The organism is Candidatus Poriferisodalis sp., from assembly GCF_965208555.1.
Classification (GTDB): Bacteria; Actinomycetota; Acidimicrobiia; order Acidimicrobiales; family Poriferisodalaceae; genus Poriferisodalis.
Genome location: NZ_OZ242342.1, coordinates 2,619,156 through 2,642,586, shown reverse-complemented (window position 1 = coordinate 2,642,586; position 23,431 = coordinate 2,619,156). Strand labels below are relative to the sequence as shown.

Here is a 23,431-nt window from a genome sequence, read left to right as displayed (position 1 = left end):
TCTCCCGTCTGCTCGACACGCTGCCGCGAGCGCCCGACAGTCTCGCCGCCAAGTCGTGTGGCGCCACCCCGCAGGACGTGCCGCGCCAGGTTCCGGGCGAATTGTCAACAAAATGTGGTTGTCGGCGACTGGCCCGGGCGCAATAGTGGCAGCCGATGGCTGCCTCTCCCTCATCGATTTCTCTTCCCGCCGAGTTGCGACCCGCCGATGGGCGCTTCGGCTCGGGCCCGTCCAAGGTTCGACCCGAAGCTGTGAAAGCGCTGGAAGCTCGCACACTCGACTACATGGGCACCTCGCATCGCCGGACCGGCGTGCGCTCGGTGGTCGGCCGGCTGCGAGCGGCCATGACCGAGTTGTTCGGCTTGGACGACGGCTGGGAGGTGGTGCTGGGCAACGGCGGCAGCACCGGCTTCTGGGACGCCGCCGCATTCTCGATGATCGAACGCCGGGCACAGCACCTGGCCTTCGGCGAGTTCTCCGAGAAGTTCTCTGCTGTGACTGCTGGCGCGCCGCATCTGGAAGACCCAGTGGTGATCACAGCGCCGTACGGCAGCCACCCGACGCCTGAGCCCGACGCCGGGATCGACGTGTATGCGCTGACCCACAACGAGACATCCACCGGTGTGGCGATGCCGCTGACGCAACCGCAACTGGACCCGTTCCGGCAAGGCGCCTCGCCCGCACTGGTCCTGGTCGACGCGACCTCTGCCGCGGGAGCGATGACGTGGGACCCCGCAGACGTCGACTGCTACTACTTCGCTCCGCAGAAGGCCTTCGCCGCGGACGGCGGGCTCTTCATAGCGCTGTGCTCACCGAACGCGATCGAGCGGATCGAACGGATCGACAGCGAGGGCCGCTACAAGCCCGCCACGCTGGACCTGGCCATCGCCGCGAGCAATTCCCGCCAAGACCAGACCTACAACACGCCGGCGCTGGCCACGATTCTGCTGACGCTCGAAACCGCCGAGTGGATGCTGGACGGCGGCGGCCTCGCCTGGGCGGCCTCTCGCTCGGCAGCTTCCAGCAGCACCATCTACGACTGGGCTGCAGCCCGGGACTTCGCCTCGCCGTTCGTCGCAGACCCCCAGATGCGCTCCCCCGTCGTATGCACCATCGACTTCGAGGGCGTCAGTGCCGACGACATCGCCGCGGCGCTGCGGGCCAACGACATCATCGACACCGAGGGCTACCGGAAGCTGGGCCGCAACCAGCTCCGCATTGCCGCCTTCCCTGCCATCGAGCCCGCAGACGCCAAAGCCCTGACCGCCTGCATCGACTACATCGTCGAGCGACTCTGACCCCGCAACCGGCAACTCAGTCGAGCATCACTTCTTGATGACCAGGGTGCCCGCGACCTTGTCGTGCCAGCCTTGGTAGACGCGGTCCCACGTCAGGCTGACGTAGCACAGGATTGCCAAGAGCCAGCCGAAAATGGGGATGAGCGAGACGAGGCCGGGAATTGCCCACCGGCCGACCGCCTTGCCCCAGCCGGGCACGCCACCGTGCGCTGCGTTGATCACCTTGATCCCGACCATGCGCTTGCCCAGGGTCTGACCCCACAGCGCGATCAACACCACCTCGTAGGCCACGCCGACGGCGGCAGGGAGCAACAAGTCCGTCACGCCGATGTCGGAGTCAGAAACTCCCGAACCGAACACCACCAGGCCCACCACGATCAAGATGACAATCTCGATGATGATGTCGAGGACACGAGCGCCGAGACGTGCCCCAGGTCGCGCCAGCTCCACGGTGTCGCCGGACCCGAGTTCAGCCCAGCCAGTCCGCCGGCTTCCGTCCGACGACGGGGGCTCGCCGTAGTCGCTCATGAATGGCCTCCGCCGTCGTTGATGCGGTCGACAGATGTGCGCGCGAACCTAGCGCGCAGTTGACCGCAGTCTCCGGCACACCTCCGTCAGCGTCGGCGCCGCGAGCTGATCCGAAGCGCTAGTTGTGGGCCGGGTCGTCGGGGTAGTTCGCGAGCAACCGCGCGGGGGGCGATTGGCGCGCCAGCACGTCGTGCCAGAGCGTCGCTGCATCCGCAGTCAGATCGCCAGGTGCCGAGTCGAACACCCACCAGCAGCCCGCCTGCAGCTCGCCTCGCAGCTGGCCGGGCCCCCATCCGGCGTGCCCGCCATAGATCCGGACGGCAGTGACTTCGGCATCGAGTTCAGACGGATCGGCGGTGAGGTCGACCAGTCCGACGGTCCCGTTGACCGTGCGCCATACGCCGCCGGCTTCAGCGGAGCCACCGCTGGAATCCGAGGGCGACGGCAATTGGCCCGCGGACGGATCCGATGTGGCCCCAAGCGCAAGCAGGCCCTGAGGCTCCACGGGACCGCCGAGCCCAACTGCAGCTTCGGTTGCGAAACGCGACGCCCAGCGCGGAACCGCCGACGCACACGAGATGTCCGACGCTCGATTGATGACCACCCCCAGCGTCCCCGCTTCCTGGTGCTCGATCACGAACACGACAGTGCGGTCGAAATTGGGATCCACCAAGCGCGGCGTCGCCACCAGCAGGTCACCCGCGGCGGGCGCCCGCACCGGAGTCACGACGACGTCGACCACACCTCGATTCTGCCACCGCGCCGCCGCGTCTCAGAGACTGTGCTCTAGGCACAGTCGTGGCCCGAGCGGCCCGTGAGCGAAGCGAACAAGAGCGGGAAGGAACACGTGCGACAACGAGAAGGCGCACGTGTCGGCGTCTCGCTTCAGGAAACGGCGCCGCCTGACGCGGCGGTCACGTCCTGACGGCCTGCGGTGATCCACGGCATCATCGCCCGCAGCTCCGAGCCGACCTGCTCGATGGGATGCTGCTTGCCTTCCTCGACCATGCGCCGGTAGTTCGGCAGCCCGTTGCGGTTCTCGTCGATCCACTCCCGGGCGAAGCTGCCGTCCTGGATCTCGGCCAGGATGCGCTTCATCTCCGCACGTGTCTCGTCGGTGATGATGCGTGAGCCGCGGGTCATGTCGCCGTACTCGGCAGTGGTCGAGATGGAGTAGCGCATGCCCGAGATGCCGGCCTCGTAGATGAAGTCCACGATCAGCTTCACCTCGTGCAGCGTCTCGAAGTAGGCGGACTCGGGCTGGTAGCCGGCCTCCACCAGCGTCTCGTAGCCGGCTCGGATCAGCTCGGTCAGACCGCCGCAGAGCACCACCTGCTCGCCGAACAGGTCGGTCTCGGTCTCCTCGGCGAAGGTGGTGGTCAGCACGCCTCCCCTAGTGCCGCCGATTCCTTTCGCGTAGGCCAGGGCGTCGGCCAGCGCGCTCCCGCTGGCGTCCTGGTGGATCGCCACTAGCGCCGGGACGCCGCCGCCCTCGACGTAGGTGCGCCGGACGTTGTGACCCGGTCCCTTGGGGGCGATCATCCACACGTCCACGTCGGCGGGCGGGCTGATCTGGCCGAAGTGAATGTTGAAGCCGTGCGAGAAGGCGACGGCATTGCCCGGCTGCAGGTTCGGAGCGATCGAGTCCTCGTAGATCGCGGCCTGGTCGGTATCGGGCAGCGCCATCATGATGATGTCTGCCTCGGCGGCAGCTCCCGCCACATCGGCAACCCGAAGACCTTCAGCCTCGGCCTTGGGGCGGGACGAGGAGCCCTCGCGAAGCCCCACCACGACGTCGACGCCGCTGTCGCGCAGGTTCAGGGCGTGCGCATGGCCTTGGGAGCCATAGCCCATGACGGCCACCGTGCGGCCGGCCAGCTGGCCGAGGTCGGCGTCTTCCTCGTAATAGATGGTGGCGGGCATCGTGTTCGCTCCTCGAAGTGATTGAGATCGCCGGAGTCTGCCGGAACCGGAGGGACTTAACTCGCCATGCCGACGGCGGGCTCGTCGGCGTCGAGCGCTCGCAGCGCTATGCGTCCAGTGCGCTGCAGCACGTGCAGGCCGAAGGGGCGCAGTTGGCGCTCGCAGCGGTCGAGCCGGTCAGGGTGGGCGCTGACGCTCACGATCGCCTCGTCGTCGGTGTGATCGAGCACTTCACCGCCGTACTCAGAGATGACGTCCACGACGGCCGCGAGATCGACCGCGCCGACGCGGGCCAGCATCAGTTCGCGCTCGACCGAGTCGGTCGGGTGCAGCTCGCTGATGTGGATGACGTTGATCAGCTTGTCGAGCTGCTTGGCGATCTGGGTGACGTCGGTGTTGTGGACGTCGACGACGATGGTGATGCGGCTGTAGGCGGGGTCATCGGTGGGTGCGACCGCCAGCGAGAAGATGTTGAAGCCCCGGCGGCTGAACAGGCCGGCGATGCGCGCCAGCACGCCGAACTTGTTCTCGACGATGGCCGCGAAAATGTGGAGGTCGGGCTCCTGCGAGTCGCTCACGACGTGACTGCCGCCCTGCGCGCCGCTCACGACGGCGCGCTGCCCTTCAAGGCAGCATCGGCGTCGCCCTCGGGGCCCAGGATGATGTCGTCGTTGGACCCGCCGGCAGGCACCATCGGGTACACCTTCTCCTCGGTGTCGACCCGGAAGTCGATCACCACGGGGCGGTCGTCGATCGAGTTCGCCTTCGTGATCGCCGGCACCACTTCCTCGGCTGACTCGACGCGGATGCCTGTGCAGCCCATGGCCTCGGCCCAGCCCACGTAGTCGGGATGATCGGCGCTGAGGTACACCTCGCTGTACCGCTCGGCGTAGAAGAGCTCCTGCCACTGGCGCACCATGCCCAGATAGGCGTTGTTGAGGATGGCCACCTTCACCGGAATGTTCTCGGCGCTTGCCGAGATCAACTCCTGCGCGGTCATCTGGAAGCAGCCGTCACCGTCGACAGCCCACACGGTCCGGTCCGGCTGGCCAACCTTGGCGCCGATGGCCGCCGGCACGGCGAAGCCCATGGTGCCGAGGCCGCCCGAGTTGACCCAGGTGTAGGGGTAGTCGAACTTCCAGTACTGGCTCGCCCACATCTGGTGCTGGCCCACGCCGGCAACCACGATGGTGTCGTCGGGCGTGTGGTCACGCAGCTGTTCCACCACGTACTGCGGCTTCAGCGGATGGCCGCTGGAGGGCTGGTCGTATTGCAGCGGGAACTGCTCCTGCCAGCCCGAGATCGTGGACTTCCAGGCCGACCGGTCGGCCATCGCATCGGTGGCGTCGCTGCCGTCGGGAGGCCGCAGCGCCGCGATGAGCGCCTCGACGGCCAACCGTGCGTCACCCGCTATCGCCACGTCGGGCACGCGCACCTTGCCGTGCTCGGCCGGATCGATGTCGACATGGATGACCTTGGCATTCGGGGCGAAATGGGCCGGATTGCCGGTGACCCGATCGTCGAAGCGCGCCCCGAGGTTGATGAGCAGGTCTGCCTGCTGCATCGCCGTCACCGCCGAGTAGTTGCCATGCATGCCGGGCATCCCGAGGCAGAGCGGGTGACGGTCGGGGAACACGCCACGAGCCATCAGCGTGGTGACCACATGGATGTCGCACATCTCTGCCAGCTCGCGCAGCGCCTCCGCGGCCCGGGCCTTGAGCAAGCCGCCGCCCGCATAGATCACGGGTTGCTGAGCGGAGCGGATCAGCGCAGCTGCCTCGGCGATGGCAGCCGGATCGACGCCGCTGCGGGGCCGGTAGCCGGGCAGCTCCACGCCGTCGGGCCAGTACCAGGTCATCATCTCGTTGCTGACGTCCTTGGGCAGGTCGATCAGCACCGGTCCTGGCCGCCCCGTCGTGGCGATGTGAAACGCCTCGGCCACGATCCGCGGGATGTCGGCAGCTTCGGTGACCAGGTAGTTGTGCTTGGTGACCGCCATGGTGATGCCGGTGGTGTCGCACTCCTGGAAGGCATCGGAGCCGATCGCCGACATGGCGACCTGTCCGGTCACGACGACCATCGGGATCGAGTCCATGAAGGCATCGCACAGCGGCGTCACGATGTTCGTGGCCGCGGGCCCGCTGGTGACCATGGCCACCCCGGGCTTGCCGGTCACATGCGCATAGCCCTGCGCCATGTGGCCTGCGCCCTGCTCATGGCGAACGAGGACGTGGCGGATCGGCGAGTCCAGCACCGGGTCGTAGACCGGAAGGATCGCGCCGCCGGGCAGGCCGAACATCACCTCGACGCCGCTCATCTCCAGGCTTCGCATCAGTGCCTGAGCGCCGGTGAGTTCCATGGACTATCTCCTGAAGTGACGGTGTCCCCAAATGAAAGAGCCTCCCGAGCGGGAGGCAGGGCGAGCGCGTCGGGACGGGCTCGCCTAGGTAAGTACCCCTACAGCCCCGTCACGCCTCACGGGCTCAGCCGGGCAGTCAAGCCGATCTGCTTGCGCGCGCACCGGTTCATTCTGTCGTGCCATCCGGGCGTCCACAACCTGATGTCCGCGTACGCACGGTCTGAATCAGGCGGCCATGCCGCCGGCTGGGCGTACATTGGCCGGGTGCAGGGCGGACGGCTGTTCAGCGTCGCAGTCTGCGCCGTGGTGGTCGCCGCTGGGGCGATGGCGGCCGGATGTTCTGACATCGGCATCGACGAAGGCACCGGCCCTGCCGCCAGCGGCCTCAGCGGTGGCGGCACCACCGCGGCCACCGTGCCTGCCACCACCCTGCCGCTGACGCAGACGCCTGAGTACGTGGCCTCCAACACACCCTGCCCTGCCGGGCTTCCCGAGCTCGGCGCAATAGAGCTACGCGAGGCGCTTCCTGAACACGCCGTGGGACTTGCGCCGTACATCGATTTGCCCGAAGCGACCGTGATGGTCTTCGACGGCGCCGTCGGGGATGCCCCCGACGCCAGCGTCGGCGAACCAGGAGTCGGCGGCTCGGGCGGCGGCTTCGTGGGCGATCGCAGAGGTCGCATCTGGCGATTCGAGCCCAACCTGGCGGGCCACGTCGGCCGCGGTGTCGGTGCCGTCACCAGCTCGGAGCCCATTGCTGACTTCTCCTCGAACACGGCGGCCGAGCACGACCAGGGTCTCGTGGGAATGACGCTCGGCCCGAACGGGCGGCTGTGGATCAACCGCACCGACCGCCACGGGTCCAGCATGCTCACCGTGCTCACGCCGACCGCTGACCGCATGGCACTGCAGGGCAGCTACGCCGATGTGCTGGAGGTGCCGCAGACGAATGCACAGCACAACGGCGGCGACTTGCTGTTCGACGCGGACGGGCTGCTCTACGTATCGTTCGGCGACGGCGGCGGCCTCGGTGACCCGCGTCACCACGGCCAGAATCTCGCCACCCCGCTCGGAGCTGTGCTGCGGTTCTCCGTCGACACCGGCGACAGCTCCGATCCGGACGACTGGCGGCTGGTCCCGGCACCGGGCAACCCTGACCTCGGACCCGGCAGCGACCCGCACATCTGGGCATACGGGGCGCGCAACCCGTACCGCATGTCGCTTGACGAGCCGACCGGCACCTTGTGGGTCTCCGATGTCGGCCAACAGTGTATGGAGGAGGTCACGGCGCTCGGGCTGGACGAGGGCGGGGCCAATCTCGGCTGGAACTCCTATGAGGGCAGCCGCCGCTTCGTCGGCGATGAGCTTGCCGACCACCGGGCGCCGGACTTCGAGTACCGGCACGGGCGGGGCCTGTGTGCCGTCATCGGGGGCCACGTCTACCGGGGCAGCCAGCTCGATTGGCTGACGGGCCGCTACGTGTTCGCCGATCTCTGCGGGGGCGACATCTATGCAGTCTCGGTGCAGCCTGGGGCGCAGCCAGACGAGGTGTGGAGCCTCGGCATCAGTACGCCGCGGCCCGTCGGATTCGCCGAGGACCGTCACGGCGAGCTGTACGTGATCGACATCGAGACCGGCGTGTGGCGCCTCACCGGATGATGCAGGCCCAATCGACGGCAACCGGGGCGTAGCGGTGTTCCGACGCACGATCTACGACCGGGAGATCCTGCTGCTCGCCGTGCCGGCTTTCGGGGCATTGATCGCCGAACCGCTCTACGTCTTGACCGACCGGGCAATTGTCGGCAGGCTCGGCACACCCGAGCTCGCCGGCCTGGCCATCGCGTCGGCCATCTTGCTGAGCGCGCACGCGGTGCTGATCTTCCTGGCCTACGGCACGACTGGGCTGGTGGGCCGCCTGGTCGGGGCCGGCTCACCAAAGCGAGCTGCCGAACAGGGCATTGCGGGCGTGTGGCTGTCCGTCGGGTTGGGCATCGTGGTCAGCCTGGCCATGTGGGCAGGTTCGGACTGGCTCGTGGGCCTGTTCGACCCCGAACCCGAGGTCGCCGAGCACGCACTCACGTACCTGCGAATCAGCCTCCTCGGCTTCACCGCGCTGCTCATGGGGATGGCCGCCACCGGCTACCTGCGGGGCGCGCAGGACACGGTCACTCCCCTGGTCATCGTGGTGGCCTCCGCAGCGGCGAACGTGATCGTCGAGCTGCTGCTGGTGTTCGAGCTCGACATGGGCATCGCCGGCGCGGCGTGGTCGACTGTCATCGCGCAGTGGGGAGCCGCAATCGCCTTTGCGGTCGCCGTCGCTCGTCGCGCCCGGGCGGCAGGGGCGACGCTGCGGTTCGTCGCTGCCGCCGCGCGCCGCTACGCGCTTGTCGGCGCCCAGATGTTTGTGCGCACGGCCTCGCTGCGAGGTTCGTTCGTGCTCACCACCGTCTTCGCCGCGCACATCGGCACCACCGAAGTGGCGTCCCACGAGATCGGACTGCAGATCTGGTCATTCTTCTCGCTCGCCCTCGATGCGGTGGCCATCGCCGGTCAGGCCATGGTGGCCAAGGAACTCGGCGCCAGCAGGCCCGAGGTGGCACGTGCCGCCAGCGTCCGGATGATCGGCATGAGCATCCAGCTCAGTGTCGTGTTCGGAGCGGCGGTGGTGCTGCTGCGGGCACCGATCGCAGCAATCTTCAGCACCGACCCCGACGTGGTGTCCCTCGCCGGGTTCCTGCTGCTGTTCGTAGCGTTCTCGCAGCCGGTCAACGCCGCCGCGTTTGCCTTCGACGGCATCTTCATCGGTGCCGGCGACCTGGGCTTCCTGGCATGGGCGATGGCCGGTGCTGCTGTGGGCTTCTCAGTCGTCGGGGGCGTCGTGCGCCTGCTGGACCTGGGCATCGGCTGGGTATGGGCTGCGCTCGTCCTGTTCATGTGCTTTCGCGTGGCACCGCAGTGGGTGCGCTTCCGCGGCGACGCCTGGCTGCGCACCGGCGAGAGCTGAACTCGGCGGTGTGCCCGGCGGTGCCTGCGGTCAAGCGTCGCGGCGAAGCGCGAGAAGCTGATTGACGGCCTTGCCGTCGGCCTGGCCCCGTGTGGCCTTCATCACCGCGCCCACGAACACGCCGGCTACCTTCGATTCTCCGGCGCAGAACTTCGCCCAGGCGTCGGGATTGTCGGCAATGGCTTGGTCGACGAGCGCTTCGAGTTCGCCGCTGTCCATGGCCTCATAGCCCAGTTCAGCCGCGATCGCCGACGGATCTGCGCCGGCGCCAGGCGCTCGCTCGCACATGTGCCCGAGCACGGCCTTCGCCTGCGTGGCCGTGAGCTGACCGGAAGTTTCCATCTGCACCAGCGACGCAAGCTGGGCGGCCTCGAGCAGTTCCGCCCCGTCCAGCGCCAGATTCTGCACTGCGTGCATCACGGTCCTGCGTGCGTCCGCGCCGGCGGCCACCGCCCCCAGCACCACCGGTGCCATGCCGCGGCCCACGATGACCTGGGCTTGCTCGGAGTCGGCACCGCACTCGTGCAGGCGTGTCCGCTGGGAGGCGGGGAGTTCGGGCATGGCGGCGCGGACTTGGGCGACCCACTCGTCGTCGGGAGCCAGCGGCACGAGGTCGGGCTCGGGGAAGTACCTGTAGTCGTCGGCCTCTTCCTTGGAGCGCAGCGAGTGCGTGCGGCCGTCCTCGGACCAGTGGCGGGTCTCCTGGATGGGGGCTTTGCCCGCCGCATACAGCTCGATGTGACGCTGGGCTTCGTATTCGATTGCGTTTCGCAGCGACCGCAGCGAGTTGAGGTTCTTGACCTCGCAGCGAGTACGCAGCTCAACCGAGCCGGCGGGCCGGACGCTGATATTCGCATCGACGCGCATCGAGCCCTCTTCCAGGCGCGCGTCAGATGCGCCAAGCGCCAGCAGGATCGCCCGCAGCTCCTCAACGTACGCGCTGGCCTCGGCCGCCGAACCGATGTCGGGCCGCGAGACGATCTCCAGCAGCGGCGTTCCCGCCCGGTTGTAGTCCACGAGCGCGCCGACGGCCCCGTGGATGCGGCCGTCCGCGCCTCCTAAGTGCGTCGTCTTGCCGGCGTCCTCCTCCAGGTGCGCCCGCTCGATTCCCACGCGGCTGCCGCCGGGAACGTCGAGCCAGCCATCCGAGCAGATCGGCTGGTCGTACTGGCTGACTTGGTAGTCCTTCGGCATGTCGGGGTAGAAGTAGTTCTTGCGGTGAAACACCGACGGCCGGATCTCGCAGTTGAGCGCGAGACCCACCGCCATCGCCAGTTCGACGGCGCGGCGGTTCAGCACGGGCAGCGAGCCGGGAAGGCCCAAGCAGACCGGCGTCACGTTGGTGTTCGGCTCGTCGCCGAAGCGGCTCGGCGCAGCCGAGAACAGCTTGGTGTCGGTTGCCAGCTCGACATGGACTTCGAGCCCGACCACGAGCTCCCAGCCCGAAGGCGCCACGCCCGTTTCCGATCGCGAGGCTGCAGCCATCAGCTGCCTGCCCCTGTCGAGCCGGTCACGCCGGCGAGCGGCGGTTTCGGCAGCGGCGGCGCGGCGCGCTCCAGCGCAGCGGCCACGGTCAGCATCGTCTCCTCGCCCAGCGCGGGGGCCATGATCTGCACGCCCACCGGCAAGCCCTCCGCGCCGGTTCCGAACGGCACCGACATGGCCGGGTCGCCCGAGAGATTCGACGGGATGGTGCAGGTGTCGCAGCGGTACATCGTCATCGGGTCAGCGCGCTCGCCGAAGCGGAACGCCACGCACGGCGAAGTGGGCGACAGCAGCACGTCGTAATCGGCGTAGGCGGCGTCGAAGTCTCGCCGTGTCAGCATGCGAACCCGCTGGGCCTTGCCGTAGTAGGCGTCGTAGTAGCCGGCGCTGAGGGCGAATGTGCCCAGCATGATGCGAGCCTTGACCTCGTCCCCGAAGCCGGCCCTGCGAGTCATGCGGTTCATCTCCTCGACGTCTGCGCCCTCCACGCGCAGCCCGTAGCGGGTGCCGTCGTAGCGCGCCAAGTTGGATGAGGCCTCCGCGGGTGCGATGAGGTAGTACGCGGTCAGGCCGTAGGTGACCGCGGGCACCGAGACGCTGCCCACGGTGGCGCCAGCCTGCGCCAGCGCGTCGGCCGCCTCGAGCACCCGCTCGGTCACATCCGCGTCGATCCCGTCCAGCAGCTCGCCCGCTGCGTCTCCCAGCGCTGCATCTCCCAGAATCGGGCCACCGGTCGCAGCGCCGTTGCGGCCGCTCCCGGTCAGCTCGCTGACGACACCCACTCGCAAGCCCTCGACACCGCGTCCCAGCGCGGCCTCGAAATCAGGCACTGCTGCAGGGATCGATGTGCTGTCGGCCGGATCGTGGCCGCTGATCACCCCGAGCGCGAGCGCCGCATCGGCGACGTCGGCTGCGAACGGGCCGATCTGGTCGAACGAGCTGGCGAACGCAACGAGCCCGTAGCGGCTGACCCGGCCGTAAGTGGGCTTGATGCCGACGATGCCGCAGAGCGACGCAGGCTGCCGGATCGAGCCGCCGGTGTCCGAGCCCAGCGCCAGAGGTGCAAACCCGGCGGCGACCGCCGCAGCCGAGCCCCCGCTGGAGCCGCCCGGCACCCGGCCGAGGTCGTAGGGATTGCGCGTAGGGCCGAACGCCGAGTGCTCGGTGGAGCTGCCCATGGCGAACTCGTCGAGGTTGGTCTTGCCGATCATCACGGCACCGGCGGCCGTCATGGCCTGCACGACCGTGGCGTCGTAGGGAGGCTGCCAGCCTTCGAGGATCCGAGACGAGCACGTGGTGGCAATGCCGCGCGTGCACAGGTTGTCCTTGAAAGCGACCGGGACACCCGCCAGCGGTCCAGGGTCGCGGCCCCCCTCGACTGCCGCGTCGACGGCTGCGGCAGCAGCCCGAGCCTGATCGGCCGTCACGGTATTGAAGGCATGAACATCGCCGTCGTGGGTTTCAATGCGGCCGAGGCAATCCTCGAGCACGTCAACAGCTCGGCGGTTGCCAGCGCGCACATCGCGGGCGATGGCATGTGCGGTGCTCATCGCAAGCTCAGGATTCCTCGCCGAGCACCGGCGGCACTTCGAACTGCCCGTCGGACGCGGCGGGCGCTTGGGCGAGCACCTCGTCCCGGTTCACGGACAAACCGGCGACATCGTCGCGGAACACGTTGTGCAGCGGGTAGGGGTGCGCGAGCGGCGGCACATCGGCGAGATCGAGATCTTCCAGCTCGCGGGCATGCTCGAGGACACGCCCGAGGTGGCCCGTGTAGTGCTGGATCTCATCGGCGGTGAGCTCAATCCGGGCCAGCCGCGCCACGTGCGCCACTTGGTCAGTGCTGATCGCCGCTGTCGCTTCGCCCATCGAGCGGTGAGGGTACTGGCGCGGTCTCAGCGGGGAATCCGTCGCCGGGCAGCTTCCGCCAGCATCTCTCCCGGGCGGGTCGGGCTGAACAGCACCTGGGACACCGAGAGCACTTGTGCAGTGCCGGTGGTGCGCGGCACCACCTCGACCTGGCCGCTCAACACCACGAGGAGTACCGGCCCGAGGGCATTGCCGCTGATGTCCACCAGGTCGGCGGCGGCGAGATCGATGTCGGCGGGCGCGGGTCCGAGCGACGCGACGTCGGCTCGACGCAGCAGGAACGGCTCGCGCGTTGCCATGCGGTCGTGCAGGACGAATCCATTCGGGACGAACACCACCCACCGGCGCGCCAACTGCTGCAAAGAGCGAAAACCCAAAACGGCCGCGGTGAGCCCGGTGGCAGTGGCAACGATGGCCCAGATCCACTGCTCGATGGCCCACAGCACCGCCGGTGCCACGATGCCCGCAACCACGGCCGCCCACACCAGCGGGATGGGAGCGATCGCCAGCAGGAACGGCGTGCGCAGCAGCATGCGCCGCTCGTTGCCGTAGCTGAGGCCGTCCACCATGGAGTTGCCGGTCTCGGGCAGCAGCGCGACGGCAGTTGCGATGGCGGCGCCCGCGATGGCTGCGGCGGCACGCGGGGCGGCCAAGTCGGCGTCCCATGCCGCAGCGGCCACGACGGCGCCCACCGCCACGGCGACAGAGGCAGGCGCGGCGATGCGGACGACGGTAAGCGCCCACGGCCGGCGCACCAGGGTCGCCGTCATCACGAGTGCCCACGCAGCCCACAACTCGGCACTCAGGATGCGCGCCGAGGCCTCCGAGCAGGCACCGAGCGCATCCGCGGCGGCAGCTCCCGCGCTCCACGGCATCACCAGCCACAGCAACCGCATCAGCCATAGCGTCGGATGAGCCCGCAATGACGCTCGCACCCGCCCCAGTCTCGCAATTTGCACTTCCGAATGCATGAGGGCTGCTGAGGGGCTGGGGTGCCCGCGCGCAGTTATGAAGCGCCCCTCGCATGTCCAGCCTGTGCACGAAGCGCTTCATCTGTTTGAAGCACGGGTACCCCTGCCCCTCAGCAGCCCGGGCAGCGGCCGGGCTGTCACACGTCGTAACTACGCTCGACAGTGCGATGGACCTCAACGCCAGCGAATCCACGAGCCCGTCCGCTGACGTCGATCATCAGCGCGATCTCGTCCGCATGCGCGAGCTGGCCCAATTGGTCAACCGGTACGACATCGAGTACCACCGGGACGACTCGCCGTCGGTGCCCGACGCGGAGTACGACGCTCGCAAGCGCGAACTCATCGAGCTCGAAGCGCGCTATCCCGATTTCGCGGATCCGAATTCGCCCACCCAGCGCGTCGGCGCGGAGCTGTCGGCGCTGTTCAGCGAAGTCGTCCACGCCAGACCGATGATGTCGCTCGACAATGCCATGGACGTCGACGAGCTGCGCTCGTGGCATGGTCGTGTCATGCGTGGGCTCAACGCTGCGCAGCCGACCCTGTTCGACGATGACGCAGGCGAGGGCGATGAGGGTGGCCCAGACAGCGACGGGACTGCGGCAGGCGTGCCCGAACCCGGATTGATCTGCGAGCTGAAGTTCGACGGGCTGGCTGTCTCGCTGCGGTACGAGCAGGGGCGTCTCGTCAAGGCAGCGACGCGGGGAAACGGGCGTGTCGGCGAGGACGTCACCGCGAACGTGGTGACCATCGCGGACATCCCTCGGGAGCTGCGCACGGCATCGCCGGTGCCCGAGGCCATCGAGGTGCGCGGCGAGATCTTCCTGCCGTTGGACAAGTTCCGCGAGCTGAATGAATCCCAGGCCACAGCTCGCCGGGTCCTCGCCGAGGCCGCCGAGAGCGCCAGGCAACGGCTTGCCGGCGCTCCCGAAGATCTGCCGGCGAACGAGCGGCGGAAGCTCGAGTCGCTGGCGAAGCTCACTCCGGTCGACGTGCAGCGCCGCCATCCCGACTATGCGAATGCCCGAAACACGGCGGCGGGCAGCCTGCGACAGAAGGATCCGTCGATCGTCGCGACACGCGGCCTGTCGTTCTGGAGCTACGACGTCGGCGAGCTGGCGGGCGGCCCTGATCTCGGCGGCGCAGACGAGGTTTTCGAGTACCTCGGCCGGCTTGGCATGCCGGTCAATCCCGAGATCCGCACCTTCGGCACGCTCGCTGAGGTCGAGGAATTCTGCACGAAGTGGGAACGCGACCGCCACAAACCCGCCTACGAGATCGACGGCGTGGTGGTGAAGGTGGCCGATCTGGGCCTGCGCGCCCAGCTGGGATACACCAGCCGTGCACCACGCTGGGCCGTCGCGTACAAGTTCCCGCCCGAGGAACGCACCACCACCTTGCGCGAGATCATGGTCTCGATCGGCCGCACCGGCCGCGCCACTCCTTTCGCCTACATGGAGCCGGTATTCGTCGGCGGTTCCACCGTGTCGCTGGCGACGCTGCACAACGAGGACCAAGTCGCCGCCAAGGATGTCCGTCCGGGTGACACGGTCATCGTGCGCAAAGCCGGCGATGTGATCCCCGAGGTGGTCGGGCCGGTGCTCGCTGAGCGCCCCGAAGACTCCAGGCCTTGGACGTTCCCGACCGTGTGCCCCGTCTGTGCGCACACGTTGGTGCGCGAAGAGGGCGATGCCAACACCTACTGCGTGAACCGATCGTGCAGGGCGCGGGTCATCCAGGGAATCGGGCACTTCGTGAGCCGCGGCGCTCTCGACATCGAGGGTCTCGGCGAGCGGACGGTGATCCTGCTGCACGAGCAGGAATTGGTGGCAGACGCAGCAGACCTCTTCGGCTTGTCAGCGGACGATCTTGTCGGTTTGGAGGGCTTCGGGGAGAAGTCCGCCACGAGCCTCGTGGCCGAGATCGCCGAGGCCAAGGAGGCTCCCCTGTCGCGGTTGCTCATCGGTCTCGGCATCGAGCACCTGGGTCCGACGGCGTCTGAGCTGCTCGCCATGCGCTTCGGCTCGCTGGATGCGATCATGACCGCTACTGCCGAGGACCTGGCGGAGATTGACGGCATCGGGCCGATCATTGCCGCCAGCGTCACCGGCTTCTTTGCCGACGACGAGAACCTGGCGCTCGTGACGAAGCTGGATCGCATGGGCGTCCGCTTTGACGTTGTCGACGGTCCCGACGACGGCGTTGATACACCGCCGGTGCTGGCCGGCCGCTCAGTGGTGGTCAGCGGCAACCTGGACGGCTGGTTCATCGGCCGGGATGACGCGAAGCGGGCCATCATCCAGCGCGGTGGCAAGTCGCCCTCATCGGTCAACAAGAGCACCTACGCGCTGGTCGCCGGCGAGCGCGCAGGACAGGCCAAGCTGGACCGGGCCGCCGAGCTGGGAGTGCCCGTGCTCGATGAAGACGGCCTGCGCGCCCTGCTCGCCACGGGAACCGTCGACGGGTCAGACACCTAGAACGTCGTGAAGCACCATTCGTAGGTGAAGTCAGCGGCCTCGATGTCGATCGTGGGGGTTGCGACCAGACGGGCACACGATCGCCCGGTACGCAGCTTCTCGATGACCTTGCCTTCGCCCGGCGAGAAGAAGAACTCGCCCAGCTGGACGGTGCCTGCGTCGAGCTGACCGGCGGGAATCGTGGTGCCGTTGACGGTGAGCGTCAATTCCCAGCCGGATTCGAGTCGAGCACCGACGGGACTCTGGTGAGGCACTTGGGCGCCTGGCACCGGGGTCACGGCCTGCAGGCCGCTGGGATAGGCCGGCGCGGACTCGCCGCCGCGAGTCAACCACACCATGAGCACTACGCCGGCAGCAGCCACGAGCGCACCGAGCGTGATGGCCGTCGAGACCCCCCGGCGCAGCGCCCAGGGAGTAGGGCGATCGCTGCCGGACCGAGCGCGACTCATGTGAGATGTCCGGCGGCGGTCGCCCCGCCGAGCACCTCGTCGCCGTCGTAGAAGACGACAGCCTGGCCGCCTGCGACGCGCCGTTGGGGTTCCGTCCAGCGCAGCTGGCCCTCGGCGTCGAGATGCGCCGGCAATGCCGGACCGTGGGCGCTCGTCTGGGCCAGAACCTCGCCTTCGATGGCGTCGCCTGCCCAGCGATGATCGGTCAAGCAGACTCCCTCGGCCAACAGTTCTGAGGCCGTGCCGACTGTGACACGTCGGGACCCGATGTCCACATCGACCGCATAGCGCCGCTGCGGCGCTCCGCCGAGATCGAGGCCCTTGCGCTGGCCAACCGTTACCAGCTCCACCGCAGGTGCGGTGCCGACGCGCCGACCGGTTGCATCCACCAGCTCTGCTGGATGCAAGTCGATGCGCTCCGCCAGAAAGCGCTCCCTGCCATCGGTGGCCGTGATGAAGCAGACGTCCTGACTCTCAGGCTTTCGAGCGGTTCGCAGCCCGAGCTCTGATGCCAGTGCCCGCAGCCTGTCCTTGCGGTAGTCGCCGACCGGAAACCACAGGTCCGCCAGGTCGGCCTGCGACAGCATGTACAGCACGTAGGACTGGTCCTTCGCGCTGTCGCTGCCGCGCTGCAGCCGCGGCGTGCCGCGTTGCGTGCTGATGCGAACGTGATGGCCCGTGACCAGGCGGTCGAAGCCCAAGCGGCGGGCACGGTCCAGGAGGACGTCGAACTTGACGTGCCGGTTGCAGGCGATGCACGGGTTCGGCGTGAGACCGCGCCGGTGCGCCTCCGCGTACGGCTCGACGACGTCGCGTTCGAATTCGGCCGCGTAGTTGAAGACGAAGTGGTCGATGCCGAGCTGCTGGCAGACCCGGCGCGCATCGTCGACGTCCGAGACCGCACAGCAGCCCTGGTCCTGCGGGCCACCCCACAGCTTCAGCGTGACACCGACCACTTCATGGCCCGCGCGCAGGCATAGGGCCGCAGCAACCGAGCTGTCGACCCCACCCGACATCGCCACGAGCACCGTGCCCTTTGCAGCGGCACCATGCCGCTCGGAGCCCGGTGCAGCGGCTGCGCTCACCGCAGCTGCTCCACGCACTTGGGAATGGCATCGACGGCTCGCTCAATTTCCCACGCTTCGGTACACCAGCCAAGCGACAGGCGGAGCGAACCCGCGGCGGCCTGCCGCTCGACTCCCATGGCGGCCAGCACGTGGCTCGGCTCCATGGCACCTGAAGCGCACGAGGCCGCCGCAGACGCCATCACATCGAAGCGGTCGAGCAGCACCAGCAGCGCCTCGGTCTCGATGCCGTCGATCAGCAGTTGGCAGATGCCGGCGGCACGGCCGGATCGCTCGACGGTCTCAGCGCAGCCGTCGATGGACGCCAGCAGACCGTCGGCCAACTGATCGGTCAGGGCGCCGAGCCGGCGGACTTCGTCATCGCGTGTCGCCGTCAGCTCACCGAGCGCCGCGCCCAGAGCGGCGATGCCTGCAGTGTTGTGCGTGCCGCTTCGCCGGTCTGCTTCCTGGCCGCCGCCGAGCTGCTGCGCCGACAAGGAGATCCCAGGCCGGACGGCCAGCACCCCGACACCCTTGGGACCTCCGAACTTGTGGGCGCTCAGCGACAGCAGATCGGCTGGCCGCGCCGCTTCGGCGATGTCGACCCAGTTGACGCCCTGCACGGCATCGGTGTGGAGCAGCGCGTCGGGAGCGTGCGCGTGCACCACTTCGGCCACGGCGCGGAGGTCGGCGATCACGCCGGACTCATTGTTGACCAGCATCACCGAGACCAATCCGACCGGCGGCCCCGCATCGGGATGCAGCTGGGCAGCCAGATGCCCGAGGTCGACTGCGCCGCCGGCATCGACTCGTACCTTCCGGCCGTCGACGGCCTCGACGGGATGCAGCACGGCGTGGTGCTCGGTTTCCGGGCAGGCAGCCGTGGTGCCGGTGGCGGCTGTGATACCTCGCACGGCGAGGTTGTCGGCCTCGGTTCCCCCGCTGGTGAACACGATGCCGTGCGGGTCGAAGCCGAGCGCTGCGGCGACGATCTCGCGAGCGTCGTCAATGGCGGCCCGCGATCTGCGAGCCATGCGATGCGCCCCGGAAGGATTGGCGAACTGGTTCTCGAGGAACGGCGTCATGGCCTCGACGGCACAGCGCCGCATCGGCGTCGACGCAGCACAGTCGAGGTACGCGGGGCGCTGGACTTGCTGAGGCTGGGCAGCCTGATTCTGCACGGCGCTCATACCGTGAGGCTACGGGCGCCTCCCGCGGCCGACCGCCCACCGGCGCTCACCGCACGCCGCTCACGCCGGCGATTCATGGATTCGGCCTATGTGACTCGTTAGGCACAAGCGAATGATTTCTCGTGGCTCCCGCGACCACCTTGGAGCGGAGTCGAGAGACAATACGCGTGGGGTCAGAAGGGGCACGGCAAGAAAAGTGCAACTGACACGCATTGCCAATGCCGTGGGCAGGCCGACGATTCGCCAGATGGAGTATCTGGTGGCGCTCGATGCTCATGGGCACATCGGGCGTGCAGCAGCCGCTTGCTTCGTCTCCCAGCCGACGCTCAGCACGCAGATCCGGCAGCTCGAGCGGCATCTCGGCGTCGCCATCACCGAACGCGTGGGGCGTGGCATCGTGGTGACGCCAGCCGGCCACGAGCTGGCGGAACGCGCACGGGCCGTGCTCCGCGACACCGACGAGATGCTGGAGTGGGGTCGCAGCGGCTCGGCCGATCTGAGCGGTCCACTGCGAATCGCCGCCATCCCCACGGCGGCGCCGTACCTGCTCGCCCGCGTGCTTGCGGTCATCCGCGAGCGTCACCCCGATGTCCAGCTGTGCCTCGACGAACTCAAGGCATCTGCACTCATAGAGTCATTGACCGCGGCACAGCTCGATGTGGGCCTGATGGCAATGCCCGTGGCCGAGGACGACCTCGAGCACACGGTGGTGTTCGAGGATCCGTTCCTGCTGGCGATGGCTCCACGTCACCGGCTGGCCCGCCAGCCCACGGTGGCGACCGACGACCTCGCCGGCGAGACCGTGCTGCTGCTCGAGGAGGGCCATTGCCTGAGATGCCAGGTGCTCAAGGTGTGCAGGAATGTGGGCGCCCGCGAAGTCAGCAAGGGCGGGACCAGCCTGGCGACGATCTGCCAGATGGTCGCTGCGGGGATCGGCGTGACGCTGCTGCCCACCAGCGCCGCACCCATCGAGGCCCGCCGAGGCTCGGGCATTGTGGTGCGCCCGTTCAGCGACGTCACTGCGAGCCGGCAGCTGGCGCTGACCTGGCGGCATCGATCCCCGGCTGCGCCGCTGTACCAGGAACTGGCCGAACTGATTGCGGCCAGACTGGCCGACCTGGACTCGGGAGTGTCATCGGCCGCTGCATCCGGGTCGCTCAAGCCGGACGCTGACGGCACAGCACCTGCGAGGTGACATCGCCCCGCCGGGGTGCAACACTTGCCGGTCGCTGGAAGCGGGCGTCGGCGTGACGCAACACACCAGCGACCCGCGACGCGACCCGCGCGCACGGCAGGCAGCGACAGGCAATCACTCCCATGGGCATCGAGGTCTCCATCGACATCCCCGCACCGCCCCAGGAGGTCTGGGACTATGCGGCCGACCTCGCCCGCAATCCCGAGTGGATGGCAGATGCCGAATCGATTGCATTCACCTCCGCTCAGACCGAAGGCGTCGGCACCAGCTTCGACTGCCTCACCAAGATCGGGCCGATGTCGACCACGGACAAGATCGAGGTCACCGAGTGGGACCCCCCGAACACGCTCGGCATCGTCCATCGGGGCGCGGTGACGGGCACCGGCCGCTTCACGCTGTCGCCGACCGCTGAGGGAACACGCTTTACCTGGAGCGAAGACCTCACGCTGCCGTGGTACTTCGGGGCGCGGCTAGGTCAGCGCCCTGCCTCGATGGTGCTCGAGCGCGTCTGGCGGCGGAATCTGCGCACGCTGCGAGCGAGGATCCTGGAGCGGCAGCAGGGACCGACTGGGCATGAGCCGGGTCCCCTGCTGGGCATGGGCCGCGACTCGGAGATGCGAGCCTACGGCCCGCACATCATTCGCATGAGTCTGCGCGGCCGGGATCTGAGCCATGAGGCAGCAGCGATGCGTCATGTGCGAGCACACGGCTTTCCCGCGCCTGAGGTCATCGAGCAACCCGACGACCATTCCGTGGTGATGGAGCGTCTGACTGGCCCCACGATGCTCGACGAACTCGCGGCCAAACCGTGGCTCCTGTCACGACACGTCAAGGGCCTGGCCCGGCTGCACCGTCTGCTGGGCGATGTGCCTGCGCCGGGCGACTGGGTCAGAGTCTCGAGCGGCGGTTCTGTCGTGCATCTCGACCTCCAGCCCGACAACGTCAAGCTCACACCCGACGGCCCCGTCGTCATCGACTGGTCGAATGCCGCGGTCGGCGACGCCGCATTCGACGCTGCCTCCACCTACGTCCGGTTGCGGACCGCCTCGCCCGACAATCACGCCGCGGCGCGGGCGGTCATCAACGCCTTCCGCACCCGCTTCGCCCGGGCGTTTCTGAAGGAGTTCGGCACGGACGCGATCCTCGCCCACCTGCGGGCGGCGGCAGACCTGCGGCTGCTTGACCGCAATCTGCACCCCGGTGAGCGCGAGGCGGTCTTCGCGCTCGCACGCGGCGAACTCGACTGACCGACTCGATCGATTCGTCCGGACCCACCGCGACAGGTGGACTGTTGGGCGTGGTTCAGAGCGCGTCGCTGAGGAATGTCTCGGCAGCTGCGTAGGGGTCGATTTCGCGGCGGGTGAGTCGCTCGCGCAGGCGCTCGGCCGCCGGTCCGTCGGTGAGCGTGGCGACACGCTCGGCGATCCTGGCCCGCAGGATCTCATCGAGTTCGGTCTCGGCACGGGCAGCCCGGCGGGACTCAAGCTCGCCCGAGACAGTGCAGTGGTCGCGATGCGCGCAGATGGCATCCCACAGTTCGCTCGCACCCTCCCCAGTGGTGCCGACCGACGTGAGTATCGGCGGGTCCCAACTGCCCGGCGCCGACAGATCCAGCATCTGGCGGATGTCCCGGCAGGTTTCGGACGCGCCCGGCCGGTCAGCCTTGTTCACCACGAAGATGTCGGCGATCTCCATGAGGCCCGCCTTGTTGGCCTGCACGGAATCGCCCCAGCCCGGATTCACGACGACGACAGTGGTGTCGGCGGCGCCCACGATCTCGGTCTCGACCTGACCGACGCCGACCGTTTCGATGACCACCCACGGCCATCCGAGTGCGTCCAGCACTCGCACGGCAAGCGGTGTGGCAAGCGTCAGACCGCCGAGATGCCCCCGGGTGGCCATCGAGCGGATGTACACGCCTTCGTCGAAAGTGTGGTCGGACATGCGCACGCGGTCGCCCAGGATGGCACCACCGCTGAATGGCGAAGACGGATCGATTGCCAAGACCGCCAGCCGCTCGCCGCGCTCGCGCGCCACACCCACGACGGCGGAGTTGAGCGTGGATTTCCCGGCGCCCGGTGCACCCGTGATGCCCACGGTGTATGCGTGTCCCGCTTGAGCGAAGGTCAGCGCACCGAGGTCGCGCGCCGCCGCGCCGCCGCGCTCGACGAATGACATGACCCGCGCCAGAGCGCGACGCTGACCGGCGCGGGCAGCCTCGAGCAGGTCTGCCGCATCGGGAGCGAGCGAAACATCACGCGGTGTCATCGGCGCGCCGACGGTAGCGAGGCTCGCAGAATGCGACACACGTCTAGCGGCGTGAGACAGACGCGCCAATGCCAGCGAGCTTGCCGGTGAAGTCCTCGTAGCCGCGATCGATGTGGACGGCGCCGGCCACCTCGGTCTCACCCTCGGCGGCGAGGCCCGCCACCACGAGCGCTGCGCCGGCCCGGATGTCATGCGCACGCACTGGCGCTCCCGACAGTCGATCGGTGCCGCGGACTACCGCATGGTGGCCCTCAGTGCGGATGTCGGCGCCCATGCGCCGCAGCTCATCGATGTAGCGGAAGCGGCCCGTGAAGATGTTCTCGGTGACGATCCCCACGCCGGAGGCTGTCGTCAGCATCGACACGAGGAACGGCTTGTAGTCGGTGGCCAAGCCCGGGTACGGCAGCGTGGAGACATCCGACGAGGCCAGCCGCTGCGTCACCGTCGCCCGCAGTCCCGCTTCCTCGACAACAATCCGCATCCCCATCTCGGTCAGCTTGCGTATGAGCATCGTCATGTGCTCGGCCGCCGCATGACGCAGGAACACCGATCCGCCGCACATGCCGACCGCAGCCAGGAACGTGGCTGCCTCGATGCGGTCGGGTATCACCCGGTAGCCGTCATCGGATCCGGCAGGTGCCAGCCGTTCGACCCCGTCGACCGCCAGGCGGTCCCCGGCCCAACCGATCCGCGCACCCATCTGGTTGAGAAACTCGATGAGGTCGCCGATCTCCGGCTCTCGTGCCGGGTTCACGATGCGCGTGCGGCCCTTGGCGCGCACCGCGGCCATCAGCACGTTCTCGGTCGCGCCGACCGACGGGTACTCGAGCACCACCTCAGTCCCCCTCAGCACCTCAGCAGACCCGGAGATGTTGCCGTGAGCGACACTGAACGTCGCTCCCAGGGTCTCGAGCGCTCGCAGGTGCATGTCGATTGGCCGCGGCCCGAAGTCGTCACCGCCCGGCAGGGCCACCCGGGCGGTTCCGAAGCGTCCCAGCAACGGTCCCAGCACCACGATCGAAGCGCGCATGCGTTCCACGAGGTGGTACGGCGCTTCGGTGTTCAGCTCGGCGGGCACGTCGATGACCAGCCGGTGATCGGCACGTGTCAACGTCACGCCCATGGCTTCGAGCAGCTCGCACATGAGCGAGACATCGGAGATGTCGGGCACGTTGGCCAGCACGTGCCGCCCTTCTGCGAGCAGGCAGGCCGCCATCAGCTTGAGCACGCTGTTCTTGGCGCCGCCGATGCTGACTTCGCCGTCGAGCGCGCGGCTGCGCTGCGTCACGAGCGTGTCGCGCTCGCCGGGAGCGGCAATGTCCACCGACATAGCGATACCACCACCGGGCGCACT

At 68.4% G+C, this 23,431-nt stretch carries 20 protein-coding genes; 6 read left to right on the top strand and 14 right to left on the bottom strand.

Going from position 1 to position 23,431, the window contains the following annotated elements:
- The first annotated feature begins 155 nt into the window (after positions 1–155).
- Entirely contained in the window at positions 156–1,298 is a 1,143-nt protein-coding gene (gene serC, locus ACOGXE_RS12165; protein ID WP_419931177.1) for a phosphoserine transaminase, read from the top strand.
- Positions 1,299–1,325: 27 nt separating this feature from the next.
- On the opposite strand, the gene ACOGXE_RS12160 is transcribed toward serC, so the two are convergent.
- From ACOGXE_RS12160 to ilvB, 5 genes are all read right to left on the bottom strand, one after another.
- Positions 1,326–1,826, bottom strand: a complete 501-nt coding sequence (locus tag ACOGXE_RS12160) for an RDD family protein (protein ID WP_419931176.1) — start codon at positions 1,824–1,826, stop codon at positions 1,326–1,328.
- A gap of 118 nt (positions 1,827–1,944) precedes the next feature.
- A complete protein-coding gene (locus ACOGXE_RS12155; protein ID WP_419931175.1) occupies positions 1,945–2,568 on the bottom strand; it encodes a YqgE/AlgH family protein in 624 nt (207 codons plus the stop codon).
- A 143-nt stretch (positions 2,569–2,711) separates the two neighbouring features.
- Positions 2,712–3,749: a ketol-acid reductoisomerase gene (ilvC, locus tag ACOGXE_RS12150; RefSeq protein ID WP_419931174.1), complete on the bottom strand. Its 1,038-nt coding sequence runs from the start codon at positions 3,747–3,749 to the stop codon at positions 2,712–2,714.
- 56 nt (positions 3,750–3,805) lie between these two features.
- Positions 3,806–4,357 (bottom strand): acetolactate synthase small subunit, encoded by a 552-nt coding sequence (gene ilvN, locus ACOGXE_RS12145; RefSeq protein WP_419931173.1) that lies wholly within the window; start codon positions 4,355–4,357, stop codon positions 3,806–3,808.
- Positions 4,354–6,108 (bottom strand): biosynthetic-type acetolactate synthase large subunit, encoded by a 1,755-nt coding sequence (gene ilvB / locus ACOGXE_RS12140; protein ID WP_419931172.1) that lies wholly within the window; start codon positions 6,106–6,108, stop codon positions 4,354–4,356. The genes ilvN and ilvB overlap by 4 nt, the downstream gene beginning before the upstream one ends.
- Positions 6,109–6,372: 264 nt before the next feature.
- Between ilvB and ACOGXE_RS12135 the strand changes: the two genes are divergently transcribed.
- Together ACOGXE_RS12135 and ACOGXE_RS12130 are read left to right on the top strand one after the other, a co-directional pair.
- Positions 6,373–7,767: a PQQ-dependent sugar dehydrogenase gene (locus ACOGXE_RS12135; protein WP_419931171.1), complete on the top strand. Its 1,395-nt coding sequence runs from the start codon at positions 6,373–6,375 to the stop codon at positions 7,765–7,767.
- Positions 7,768–7,801: 34 nt separating this feature from the next.
- Positions 7,802–9,112 carry an MATE family efflux transporter gene (locus tag ACOGXE_RS12130; protein WP_419931170.1) on the top strand — a complete coding sequence of 437 codons (1,311 nt, stop codon included), beginning with the start codon at positions 7,802–7,804 and terminating at the stop codon, positions 9,110–9,112.
- A gap of 30 nt (positions 9,113–9,142) precedes the next feature.
- On the opposite strand, the gene gatB is transcribed toward ACOGXE_RS12130, so the two are convergent.
- From gatB to ACOGXE_RS12110, 4 genes are read right to left on the bottom strand one after another with little or no spacing between them, the layout of a single operon-like run.
- Positions 9,143–10,597, bottom strand: coding sequence for an Asp-tRNA(Asn)/Glu-tRNA(Gln) amidotransferase subunit GatB (gene gatB / locus ACOGXE_RS12125; RefSeq protein ID WP_419931169.1), 1,455 nt, complete (start codon positions 10,595–10,597; stop codon positions 9,143–9,145).
- Positions 10,597–12,147 carry an amidase family protein gene (locus ACOGXE_RS12120; RefSeq protein ID WP_419931168.1) on the bottom strand — a complete coding sequence of 517 codons (1,551 nt, stop codon included), beginning with the start codon at positions 12,145–12,147 and terminating at the stop codon, positions 10,597–10,599. The genes gatB and ACOGXE_RS12120 overlap by 1 nt, the downstream gene beginning before the upstream one ends.
- A 7-nt stretch (positions 12,148–12,154) precedes the next feature.
- On the bottom strand, positions 12,155–12,466 hold the full coding sequence (gene gatC / locus ACOGXE_RS12115) for an Asp-tRNA(Asn)/Glu-tRNA(Gln) amidotransferase subunit GatC (protein ID WP_419931167.1): 312 nt from the start codon (positions 12,464–12,466) through the stop codon (positions 12,155–12,157).
- Between the two features lie 26 nt (positions 12,467–12,492).
- A complete protein-coding gene (locus ACOGXE_RS12110; RefSeq protein WP_419931166.1) occupies positions 12,493–13,362 on the bottom strand; it encodes a hypothetical protein in 870 nt (289 codons plus the stop codon).
- 242 nt (positions 13,363–13,604) lie between these two features.
- On the opposite strand from ACOGXE_RS12110, the gene ligA reads away from it, so the two are divergent.
- Entirely contained in the window at positions 13,605–15,911 is a 2,307-nt protein-coding gene (gene ligA, locus ACOGXE_RS12105; RefSeq protein WP_419931165.1) for an NAD-dependent DNA ligase LigA, read from the top strand.
- Here the strand turns inward: ligA and ACOGXE_RS12100 are convergent.
- The 3 genes from ACOGXE_RS12100 to ACOGXE_RS12090 are packed head-to-tail and all read right to left on the bottom strand — an operon-like array spanning position 15,908 to position 18,614.
- Positions 15,908–16,360 carry a hypothetical protein gene (locus ACOGXE_RS12100; protein ID WP_419931164.1) on the bottom strand — a complete coding sequence of 151 codons (453 nt, stop codon included), beginning with the start codon at positions 16,358–16,360 and terminating at the stop codon, positions 15,908–15,910. The two genes, ligA and ACOGXE_RS12100, sit on opposite strands and share 4 nt — an antisense overlap.
- Entirely contained in the window at positions 16,357–17,445 is a 1,089-nt protein-coding gene (gene mnmA, locus ACOGXE_RS12095) for a tRNA 2-thiouridine(34) synthase MnmA (RefSeq protein WP_419931163.1), read from the bottom strand. The genes ACOGXE_RS12100 and mnmA overlap by 4 nt, the downstream gene beginning before the upstream one ends.
- Entirely contained in the window at positions 17,442–18,614 is a 1,173-nt protein-coding gene (locus ACOGXE_RS12090) for a cysteine desulfurase family protein (protein WP_419931162.1), read from the bottom strand. The genes mnmA and ACOGXE_RS12090 overlap by 4 nt, the downstream gene beginning before the upstream one ends.
- A gap of 247 nt (positions 18,615–18,861) precedes the next feature.
- On the opposite strand from ACOGXE_RS12090, the gene ACOGXE_RS12085 reads away from it, so the two are divergent.
- The gene (locus ACOGXE_RS12085) at positions 18,862–19,809 is read left to right on the top strand and encodes a LysR substrate-binding domain-containing protein (RefSeq protein ID WP_419931161.1); all 948 of its coding nucleotides are present in this window, start codon (positions 18,862–18,864) and stop codon (positions 19,807–19,809) included.
- Between the two features lie 122 nt (positions 19,810–19,931).
- Positions 19,932–21,056, top strand: a complete 1,125-nt coding sequence (locus ACOGXE_RS12080; RefSeq protein ID WP_419931160.1) for an SRPBCC family protein — start codon at positions 19,932–19,934, stop codon at positions 21,054–21,056.
- 55 nt (positions 21,057–21,111) lie between these two features.
- Here ACOGXE_RS12080 and meaB read toward each other — a convergent pair whose 3' ends face one another.
- Positions 21,112–22,077 carry a methylmalonyl Co-A mutase-associated GTPase MeaB gene (meaB, locus tag ACOGXE_RS12075; protein WP_419931159.1) on the bottom strand — a complete coding sequence of 322 codons (966 nt, stop codon included), beginning with the start codon at positions 22,075–22,077 and terminating at the stop codon, positions 21,112–21,114.
- A gap of 43 nt (positions 22,078–22,120) precedes the next feature.
- Entirely contained in the window at positions 22,121–23,401 is a 1,281-nt protein-coding gene (murA, locus tag ACOGXE_RS12070) for a UDP-N-acetylglucosamine 1-carboxyvinyltransferase (RefSeq protein ID WP_419931158.1), read from the bottom strand.
- Positions 23,402–23,431 lie beyond the last annotated feature (30 nt).